At 51.4% G+C, this 10,105-nt stretch carries 10 protein-coding genes and 1 pseudogene; 6 read left to right on the forward strand and 5 right to left on the reverse strand.

All coding sequences use genetic code 11. The features are described 5' to 3' along the window. Positions 1-59 precede the first annotated feature (59 nt). Positions 60-347, forward strand: a complete 288-nt coding sequence (locus FDW94_RS16765) for a VF530 family protein (protein ID WP_032943454.1) — start codon at positions 60-62, stop codon at positions 345-347. A gap of 12 nt (positions 348-359) precedes the next feature. Continuing rightward, the gene (locus tag FDW94_RS16770; protein WP_103285218.1) at positions 360-1,727 is read left to right on the forward strand and encodes a glycoside hydrolase family 10 protein; all 1,368 of its coding nucleotides are present in this window, start codon (positions 360-362) and stop codon (positions 1,725-1,727) included. On the opposite strand, the gene FDW94_RS16775 is transcribed toward FDW94_RS16770, so the two are convergent. The 5 genes from FDW94_RS16775 to hdeB form a co-directional block, all read right to left on the reverse strand. Continuing rightward, positions 1,724-2,242: a hypothetical protein gene (locus tag FDW94_RS16775; protein WP_137377923.1), complete on the reverse strand. Its 519-nt coding sequence runs from the start codon at positions 2,240-2,242 to the stop codon at positions 1,724-1,726. The genes FDW94_RS16770 and FDW94_RS16775 overlap by 4 nt on opposite strands. A gap of 54 nt (positions 2,243-2,296) precedes the next feature. Continuing rightward, positions 2,297-3,568: a type II toxin-antitoxin system HipA family toxin gene (locus FDW94_RS16780; RefSeq protein ID WP_137377924.1), complete on the reverse strand. Its 1,272-nt coding sequence runs from the start codon at positions 3,566-3,568 to the stop codon at positions 2,297-2,299. Continuing rightward, the gene (locus tag FDW94_RS16785; RefSeq protein WP_032943458.1) at positions 3,561-3,875 is read right to left on the reverse strand and encodes a helix-turn-helix transcriptional regulator; all 315 of its coding nucleotides are present in this window, start codon (positions 3,873-3,875) and stop codon (positions 3,561-3,563) included. Before FDW94_RS16785 ends, FDW94_RS16780 begins: the two co-directional genes overlap by 8 nt. 176 nt (positions 3,876-4,051) lie before the next feature. Further along, positions 4,052-5,998, reverse strand: coding sequence for a methyl-accepting chemotaxis protein (locus FDW94_RS16790; protein WP_008784782.1), 1,947 nt, complete (start codon positions 5,996-5,998; stop codon positions 4,052-4,054). Between the two features lie 155 nt (positions 5,999-6,153). Then, positions 6,154-6,483, reverse strand: coding sequence for an acid-activated periplasmic chaperone HdeB (gene hdeB / locus FDW94_RS16795; protein ID WP_003019999.1), 330 nt, complete (start codon positions 6,481-6,483; stop codon positions 6,154-6,156). A 401-nt stretch (positions 6,484-6,884) separates the two neighbouring features. Here hdeB and FDW94_RS16800 point away from each other — a divergent pair, with 401 nt between their 5' ends. The 4 genes and pseudogenes from FDW94_RS16800 to FDW94_RS24410 form a co-directional block, all read left to right on the forward strand. Further along, the gene (locus FDW94_RS16800) at positions 6,885-7,751 is read left to right on the forward strand and encodes a MurR/RpiR family transcriptional regulator (RefSeq protein ID WP_048226494.1); all 867 of its coding nucleotides are present in this window, start codon (positions 6,885-6,887) and stop codon (positions 7,749-7,751) included. Between the two features lie 14 nt (positions 7,752-7,765). Further along, positions 7,766-8,353, forward strand: a complete 588-nt coding sequence (ddpX, locus tag FDW94_RS16805; protein WP_003832991.1) for a D-alanyl-D-alanine dipeptidase — start codon at positions 7,766-7,768, stop codon at positions 8,351-8,353. Positions 8,354-8,368: 15 nt separating this feature from the next. Beyond that, on the forward strand, positions 8,369-9,931 hold the full coding sequence (locus tag FDW94_RS16810) for an ABC transporter substrate-binding protein (protein ID WP_137377925.1): 1,563 nt from the start codon (positions 8,369-8,371) through the stop codon (positions 9,929-9,931). 44 nt (positions 9,932-9,975) lie between these two features. Beyond that, a pseudogene (locus FDW94_RS24410) lies at positions 9,976-10,105 on the forward strand (ABC transporter permease); the annotation flags it as partial.

Here is a 10,105-nt window from a genome sequence, read left to right on the forward strand (position 1 = left end):
TGTAACCTTCTTTCCGTCTCACTACTGACAAAATCTGGAACCACTGAACTGGACTTCATATGAATGCTCATATTTCTAAAGACCCTTTACATGGCGTAACGCTTGAAATGCAGGTCAATGCCCTGGTTGAACGTTATGGTTGGGCTGAACTGGCGCAACGCATTAATATCAACTGCTTTAAAAATGAACCGAGCGTTAAATCCAGTCTGAAGTTTCTGCGCCGTACGCCGTGGGCGCGGGCAGAAGTTGAAGCGCTGTACCTTGATTCACTGCATGACCTGGCCTCAAACAACACCCCCGAACCGGCCTTCGATCCCTGGGCTAACAGCCGCAATAAAAAGAAATAAGAGCAAAATCAGATGGCAGCATCCGGTTTCTTTTCAGGAAATTATCAGAAAAAACTGGCGAAGATTCTCGCCCGTTCTCGTGCCAGACTACCGCTGACCAACATGAAATGGTTTGCTGTACTCGTAGGCAGTATGTTGTTACTGGGCAGCTGTTCTTCGCAACCGCCCGGCCCCAAAACCACTCCGCTACCTCCGGTGAGCAAACCACAGCAGAGCAAGGAGCCAGTGCGCGGGATCTGGCTGGCCACGGTTTCTCGTCTTGACTGGCCGCCTATCTCATCCGTGAACATCAGTTCGCCTGCCGTACGCATCAGCCTGCAGCAAAAAGCGCTGACGGATAAGCTGGACAACCTGAAACGGCTTGGTATAAACACCGTTTTTTTCCAGGTTAAGCCCGATGGGACCGCATTGTGGAAGTCAAAGATTCTACCGTGGTCAGATACCCTGACCGGTACGATTGGCCAGGATCCGGGTTACGATCCGCTGCAGTTTATGCTCGATGAAGCGCATAAACGCGGAATGAAAGTTCATGCCTGGCTTAACCCCTACCGCGTGTCCGTAAACACCAAACCTTCGACGGTCTCTGAATTAAACAGCACGCTGTCACAGACGCCGTCCAGCGTATACGTCCTGCATCGGGACTGGATCCGCACTGCGGGCGAGCGTTTTGTGTTAGACCCCGGTATTCCCGACGTGCGCGACTGGATCACCAGCATTGTGGCGGAAGTGGTTGAGAATTACCCGGTTGATGGCGTGCAGTTTGATGATTACTTCTATACCGAATCTCCCGGCTCTGCGCTCAACGACAGCCAGACCTTCAGAAGATACGGCCAGGGATTCGCTTCCAAGGCTGACTGGCGTCGCGATAACACGCAACGGCTGATTGCCCAGGTTTCGCGGACCATCAAGAAACTCAAGCCTGAGGTTGAATTCGGCGTCAGTCCTGCGGGCGTGTGGCGCAACCGTTCGCACGATCCAGCGGGCTCCGACACGCGCGGCGCGGCAGCGTATGATGAGTCGTATGCAGACACCCGCCGTTGGGTGCAACTAGGTTTGCTGGATTACATTGCACCGCAACTCTACTGGCCTTTTGCCCGTGACGCAGCGCGTTACGATGTACTGGCAAAATGGTGGGCAGATGTCGTGAAATCAACCAACACCCGCCTCTACATTGGTGTAGCGCTGTATAAAGTTGGTGAACCATCGAGAAAAGAGCCGGACTGGACGGTAAAAGGCGGTGTGCCGGAACTGAAAAAGCAGCTCGATTTAAACGAATCCGAACCGTACATCAACGGCACGATCCTGTTTCGCGAAGATTATCTTAATCAACCGCAAACGCAGGAAGCCGTGACCTATATTCGTAATCGTTGGGGACGTTAATAGTTGTCCTGAGTGGGAAGTCTGAGCCAGACGCTCACGTAGCGGGTAAATTTCCCCACAAAAACGCCGGCGAACATGCCGCCTGTAATGATAGCCAGAGCGCTCATTGCGGGTTGACGTAAAACGTCGGGAGCAATGGCGTTAAGTACGCCAAGAACGTACTTAACGCCGAATGCCAGCAGCATAAATGGCAATGCGGAATAATCTGCCGGACGATGAATACTCCGCGGTGCGCTACTGCGGCTCAAACGGTCTGGGTTAATTAATATGTAGCCAATTATCGCGCCGCTGATAATACCTATCGTCCACTGGATATAGGTAATGAGGGTCGGGTCGCGATAAGTGATTAAATCGTAGATATCCCAGAACAGAAAAATTGCCGGGATCAGCGCCAGCTTTTCCAGCGTGACGGTGGCGGGTGTTCTGGCCTTAATCCCTCTGTAAAGTAGAAAGGCAAATAGCAGATACACCCAAACTGGCGTGTGTTCCAGCATACCCAAGACAAATTCAACCATAGCATTGCCCCGCTCAGATTTAATTCTTCGCTAAGTGTAGCGGCTGTATCTGCGTTACCGGGACATTAACCGACGGACATTATCATCAATTTGTTTCTGAATCGTCTTCAGCGTGGATTGCGTTATCTGATCGGGGTATTTGTCCCTGGCGATGGCGCTCAATGCCGTGGCAAAGTGACAGACTTTTTCGATTATGCCGTTCACATGGTCAGCAGATAACTCAGCTTCCTGAACGCCAAGCGACTGAAGGTGCTTTCTTTCGATATCCAGCGCCTCTCCCAGCACGTCCATTTGGTGATACCCGCCAGGCCCTTCGCACCAGGTGACATCGTAAGCCGGAGCCAGAGTCCAGTTTCCATCGGCTGACATTAAATAGGCAAAATTCTTCGGATGATCGTCGCGGTTGTTAAATGCCACGTTGAAAACCACGCGTTCGAACGCTTTTGCCTTTTCTCTGACATCATTGGTACAAATCTGCGTGGCGCGCAGAAAATCCCGGTAGTCTAAAGCGCCGGGTATCTGGTAATTTGCCCCGGTAAGTGCCGCCAGGCTCTGCATAGGAATACGTATCGACTGGTCACGGTCGAAACGGCGAGTGGCAAATGCCGCCTGTCCGCCGGGCAGATTGAAATACGCAGTATCGGGCGTGGTTATCCCACATTGGCGCAAGCATTCAGCATAAACCGCTTCGATGGCACATACCTCAGCATGCTCATGCCTGGCGGGAAATTTAATCAGCCAGCTTTCGCTCCCGGGTAGCGGCGCTGTGGTGAATTTAGACGTGACAGTGTCACGATAAAGTAACGCCTTAGGCCTTGCTCCCTGTGGCGAACCGCCCATCTGGAGTAGTTTTTGCAAGAATTCCCCGCCTTCGCCGCTCAGGACTTCCTGAACCTCAGCGGCCAGTTGTGCGAGAGGAACATCCTCTTTTGACAGCGTCTCGGCATCTGACTGAACGGGCTGGAATGTCATGGCGCCCATCGCGTTGTTGCCGACCCAGGTTAAGCGCTCCAATGGACCAATGCGTGCTGCGTTGAGCCCGCGGCGTTTAAATAGTCGGTCCATCAACAGCATACCCCAGCCATCTGGAAGCGAATCATAGACTGGCCCAGGTAATCCCAACTGATGAGCCGGGAAATCCCTGCGTAAACGGGGACCGTTCAGCGGTAACATCAGTCGGGACAGTTCCAGCCCCTTACGTAAGGCCTCTTCACTGTATTCAAAGGCGATCAACGGACGTCCGGTCAGGGCTGTGGAAGACACCAGTTTGCCCCACAGCCATTTCTCACCCCAGCCTTCATAGAAGACATCAACTTGCTCAGGCATCAGAATTTTTCCTTTTGATCCGCTGACGTGCCGCGCTCTTTTCGTAACGCAAAATATCATCCAGACTATCAATCCTGGGTTTGAATAACCCCTCCAGGGCATCGCCATAGCCTAACACCATCGCGACTTTGACCAGATTCTCAAATCCTACATTTTTCCCCGCTTCCAGATTCGACACGGTATTCACACCGACCCCTGAACGCGCGGCAACATCAGCCTGCGTCATTTGCCGGGCGAGTCGTTCTTTACGCAATCTGTCGCAAAGCAGTTTGACGATATCAGCTGCAGTATTTAGGGTTAAATCCATAATATTGGCTCTTATTGGGATAAAAACGACTTTACACCCAATATTATAGAGTTAAGTTGGGAATGATTCAAAATCTTATTAGACACAATAAAAGGGAGTTAAACCGGAAAATCTTGCTTAAGAACCATTATACTGGAGTTATCCGGGCACATTGTCTGTACCCGGATATGGTGTGGTTATCCGGCAACGCCAGGCTCAGGTAATCTGAAGGAAGAGACCAGCAATGCCAGTTGTTCCGCCTCCTCTTTCAGCGCCTGCGTCCGTGCTGCGGCATCATCAATTAATGAGGCGTTTTGCTGAACGGTGCTGTCCATTTCGGTAACGGCCAGCGTAACTTCGGAAACGCCCTTACGTTGTTCTTCACCCGCAACGCGTATTTCCCCCATCAACTGGCGCACCTGACGCACATTGTTGACCAGTTCTCCCAGACGCTCACCGGCATTGTGAATTTGCTGACTTCCGCTACCAACATGAGAAACGGATTCATCAATCAACGTTTTAATTTCCTGGGCGGCGGTGGCACTGCGCTGAGCCAGCGTGCGCACTTCGGAGGCCACGACGGCAAACCCTCTGCCAGCATCGCCCGCTCTGGCTGCTTCAACCGCGGCATTCAGGGCGAGAATATTGGTCTGGAACGCAATGCTGTCGATGACCGCGACAATTTCCACCATTCTGCCGGATGAGGCGCTGACGTTATCCATTGTTGAGATCACGCCCTGCATCACATCGCCGCAGCGGTTGGCCGTTTGCGCGGTGCTATCGGATAGCTCATCTGCCAGTTGTGTATTACTGGCGTTTTGATGAACGGTCGCATTTAACTGCTCCATGGCCGCCGAACTCTCTTCCAGCGCAGCGGCCTGCTGCGTTACGCGAGATGAAAGCTCCATATTACTGTCAGCCAGGCTAACGGCGTTATTCGCTACCACTGTGCTACTGCTTCTGACGGTGATCAGGATGGCCGAGATTTTATCGACGAACAGGTTAAACGCCTCGGCGATAGCCGAAATCTCGTCTTTGCCACGAACATCCAGACGACGGGTAAGATCGCCTTCTCCCTGCGCGATGTCATCAAGTGCCTGACGAGTATCATCGAGACGTGAAATTAGTCGACGAACCACCAGCCATGATCCCACCAGCAACAGCGTCATGATAGGGATCAATACTTCCAGAACGTCCTGCATCATCACTTTGGCAAGACCGACAATACGAGATTCCGGGGTTGCAAGTCCTACGACCCAGCCGGTATCTGGCATCGGGAACAGCATTACCTGTGACGCGGTATTCAGGACGTTGTCGTTTGCCAGCGTGATAGTCTTCACCCCATCTGTCGGGCGCAAAGATTTCAGACCGTTTTGCACCGGGATAAGCCACTGCGCGCTTTGCGCCAAATCGTTAATGGTTTTATATTTTGCCAGGTCGGCCTGCGGGAAATAGAGAATTTGTCCCTGCTTGTCTACCACAAATGCGTAACCACCGGTGCTGTTTCCCTGCTGCTGCATGAAAGTGGCGACGTTATCCAGACGGATATCAGTGGTAGCGACACCGGCAAACTTGCCCGCCTGTTGATAAGGCACGCTGCATGTCACCATGTTGACGCCTGAACTGGCATCCTGGTAAACGTCAGACCATAAACAGCTGTTTTGTGAATGGCCTTTGGCCAGTTGATACCAGCTTTCATTGTGGTATCCACTCGATCCTTCGACGTTATAATCATTGGAATACACCAGCTTTCCTTCAGCATTACGCGCCCAGAAAAAGCTTCTTTTCTCCACACCTGCGGTGAAGGCGTCTGGTTCTGGCCAGATGCCGCCGCCGGTAATAATCGAGTCTTTACCTTCACCAATAAGATGCGGAACAACGCTTTGGTACAGAGATTCATCGTTAGGCAACACTTCAGCCAATCGCGACAGGCTGACGGTCTCACCTTCAATTCGGGACAATACGGTACTCAACTGACGGGTTAAACCTTGCCCTGTTTCTTCGATCAGGGCGGTGTTGATTTCAACGACGCGCGGCTGACCGCGCCAGAGCATAATCACCACGATAACAAGGGTCGTTACTGCAAGCAGCAGAATGCCGCCGATGGTTAAACGCGTTGAAATACGAGTAGGATACCAGGCCATACAAACTCCTTCTGCAAAAGGCTAACTTTTATCCAGTATCGGCACAGGCGTTTATATCTTTATAAAGTTTTCTTAAGTATCACAAAACAAATTAGTGACAGCGTCACAAATAACAAAACCCAGCACTTTGGCTGGGTTTTAATAACGGTTTAATCTTATTTAGATAATTCTTTTTTGATTTCGTCTTTTATTTTACTTAATTCACTCTGCGGATGTTTCTTACAAAGTTCAACGGTCAGAGGAACTGCAGTCGTAACGGTTTCGTTATAGTCGACGTAGTCACCACCTTTGAAGTCTTCGTCTTCATTGAGCACCCAGAAGGCCACCGGAGCCATAGTTTGTGGGTTCAAATCAATAAACTCCTGGCAGTTCATACCTTTCGGAGTCACTTCAGTTTTAGCGTTATCTGTTGCTGCATTGACGCTGACACTGGTTAACAGCGCTGCGACCAGAATACCTGCTGTAGAAAGGGAGAATTTATTCATTGTAGTACTCCATTTATAATATAAATAATATCTACACTTGCGCTTAACACCGTTAATGTAGCTCGCAAAAAATAATACCCCTACCGTCATAAGAATAAAGATTGCTGTTATTGATATGGCTGAAATTTATATTTCCCATTACTGATTCTTATGTCTGAGGGATAAATGTTGCCCACAATGTGATCGTTCCGACGAAATCAGCAGATTCATACCCCTCTTCCTCTACCGTTGCACCAAAACTGAACTACGCTGCACAAATGTTGATCATTAGTTAATGAATATCGGTTGGTTTTTAACAAAAGCAGTCGGCGTGCCGCTGTTACGCACATGGCACGCGTCCTGCATTGTTAATTCGCTAACAGAAATACGGTATCTGACAGGCAACTAACAGCGAGAAGGTAATGACAGCCAAACCAGAGTTATTTACCCGCATAGAGCAAACCTTTAGCCAACTGACGCCCAGCGAAAAGCGCGTGGCCGGGTGGCTGTTAGCCCATGCTGTGCAGATCCCATTTGAAACCGCAGATGGCATCGCCAAAGCAACCGGAACCAGCGGCATTACCGTCGGACGTTATCTGCGTAAACTGGGCTTTCGTAACCTGGAGGATGCAAAAGCCAGTCTGCGTGAGCTGCCCGTTGTTCCGTATCAGCCCTGGGGAATGAATGAACGACTGGATTCCTGGCACCAGCAACAAAGCCTGCCGGATCGGGCACAGCAGTCGCTGTTGCTGGAGATCGACGCTATTACCCACGTCTACCAGCTCGCACAAGGCGAAACGTTTTTACGCATTGCACAGCAGTTGGCGCATGCGGAAGCCGTGTACATCCTCGGGATCCAGTCCACCCGCGGGATCGCCAACGCCTTTTTTAGTCACCTGGAATACCTGCGACCTAAAGTCAGCTACTCCGAAGGCCTGTCCGGCAGTTGGGTTGAGTCGCTGAACTCGGGATTCAGCCAGCCTTACGTGGTTATTACCGATATGCGCGCCTACTCCGCTATTTCGCGACAATATTGCCGTGTCGCCACAGAGCGCTGCATTCCGCTGGCGCTCATTACCGATGTGTGGTGCCCATGGGCCAGGGATTATTCCATTGATTTACTTCAGGTAAAAACTGACACCGGGCATTTCTGGGACTCACTGGCACCGGTGAGCTGTCTGTTCAACTTATTACTTTCTGCGGTGGTAGCGCAACTGGGTGACACCCTCGCAGGACGCCTGCAAACCAATCGCCAGTTACAACAACAATTTGGTCAATTCGAACAATAAACAGGAAACGTGCTATGTCAGAACTCCCAGAACTGGTCGATCTGTCGGTGATATTTCCGTCGCTGCATATCGATCTTAAATACGCTACTGCCGACAACATTACCGGCGCACCAATCTACCGGGAAGCGCGTTGTCTGTTGCACACTGAGGCGGTTACCGCGCTGGCTAAAAGCATCAGCATTGCGCAACTGGCCGGCCTGCAGCTTGTGGTGTACGACGCGTATCGCCCCCAGCAGGCGCAGGCGATACTGTGGAATGCCTGTCCCGACCCACAGTATGTTGTCGATGTCGCAATTGGTTCCAATCACAGTCGGGGTACGGCCATTGACGTCACGTTGATGGACGATCGCGGCCATCTCCTTGATATGGGGGCCGGTTTTGATGAAATGCACGACCGTTCCCATGCCTGGCATCCATCTGTTCCTCCGGCAGCGCAGCGTAACCGCCTGCTGCTCAATGCCATTATGTTTGGCGGTGGTTTTGTCGGTATCAACAGCGAGTGGTGGCATTTTGAATTACCTGATGCCGCTCGCTATCCACTGCTTGACGATCAAATAGATTGTTACACTGTCACGCCTATAACAACACAACATCCCCTTTAATTCTGGAGCCTGGTTATGAAGACTACACCTGCGTTAAACGCGTTTTTCCGCCCCGCTCTGATAGCCGTTGCGTTAGCATTTGCCCTGCCCGCCGCACAGGCTGCCGTTCCCAAAGATATGTTGGTGATTGGTAAAGCCGCCGATCCGCAGACGCTCGATCCCGCCGTGACCATCGATAACAATGACTGGACGGTCACCTATCCTTCCTACCAGCGGTTGGTTCAATACAAAACCGACGGAGGCAAAGGCTCCACGGAAGTTGAAGGTGATTTAGCCAGCGGCTGGAAAGCATCTGACGATCAGAAAGAGTGGACGTTTACCCTGAAAAACGATGCCAAATTCGCCGACGGAACGCCGGTAACGGCAGATGCGGTAAAGCAATCCTTTGAACGTTTACTCAAAATTGGTCAGGGACCTGCGGAGGCTTTCCCAAAAGATCTGAAGGTCGACGTCATTGATAACAACACGGTGAAATTTACCCTCAGCCAGCCGTTTGCCCCGTTTCTGTATACGCTGGCAAATGACGGTGCCTCAATCATTAACCCGGCCATCTTAAAAGAGCATGCCGCAGACGATGCCCGCGGATTCCTGGCGCAGAACACGGCAGGCTCTGGTCCCTTTATGCTGAAGAGTTGGCAAAAGGGACAACAACTGGTACTGGTGCCGAACCCGCATTATACCGGGGCGAAACCGGCATTTAAGCGCGTCTCAGTCAAAATCATTGGTGAAAGCGCCTCCCGTCGCCTGCAACTGTCACGTGGTGATATCGACATTGCCGATGCGCTTCCTGTTGACCAGCTTGCCGCTTTAAAACAGGAAGGCAAAGTGAACGTGGCGGATTATCCCTCATTGCGCGTGACCTATCTGTATCTCAACAACAGTAAAGCGCCGCTCAATCAGGTGGATTTACGTCGCGCCATCTCGTGGGCCACCGATTATAAAGGCATGGTCAACGGGATCCTGAGCGGCAACGGGAAGCAAATGCGTGGCCCGATCCCTGAAGGCATGTGGGGTTTTGACGACAAGGCCATGCAGTACAGCTTTGATGAAGCCAAAGCCAAAGCAGCGTGGGACAAAGTTGCCACCAAACCTGAAAGCCTGAGCTTCCTGTACTCCGATAATGACCCTAACTGGGAACCTATCGCGCTCGCCACCCAGGCAAGCCTTGGCAAACTGGGCATTAAGGTGAAACTGGAAAAACTGGCAAACGCCACCATGCGCGACCGCGTGGGCAAAGGTGATTACGACATTGCCATTGGCAACTGGAGTCCGGATTTTGCCGACCCGTACATGTTTATGAACTACTGGTTTGAGTCAGATAAGAAAGGCTTGCCGGGTAACCGTTCGTTCTATGAAAACGGTGAGGTCGATAAACTGCTGCGCAGCGCGCTGGCCACAACCGATCAGGTGGCCAGAACCAATGACTACCAGCAGGCGCAAACCATCGTGATTGATGAAGCGGCCTACGTCTATTTATTCCAGAAAAACTATCAGCTGGCGATGAACAAAGACGTCAAAGGATTTGTATTCAACCCCATGCTGGAACAGGTCTTCAATATCTCCACCATGAGTAAATAAGCCACGTTTATGCGGAGCCGCTCTGGCTCCGCAAGGGGAAGCTAATGACGTTCTGGAGTATTTTACGCCAGCGATGCTGGGGACTTATTCTGGTGGTTATCGGTGTTTGCGTAATCACCTTTATTATTTCACACCTGATACCTGGCGACCCCGCGCGGCTGCTGGCGGGTGACC

The organism is Citrobacter sp. wls757 (genome assembly GCF_005280935.1).
GTDB classification, from domain to species: domain Bacteria; phylum Pseudomonadota; class Gammaproteobacteria; order Enterobacterales; family Enterobacteriaceae; genus Citrobacter; species Citrobacter portucalensis.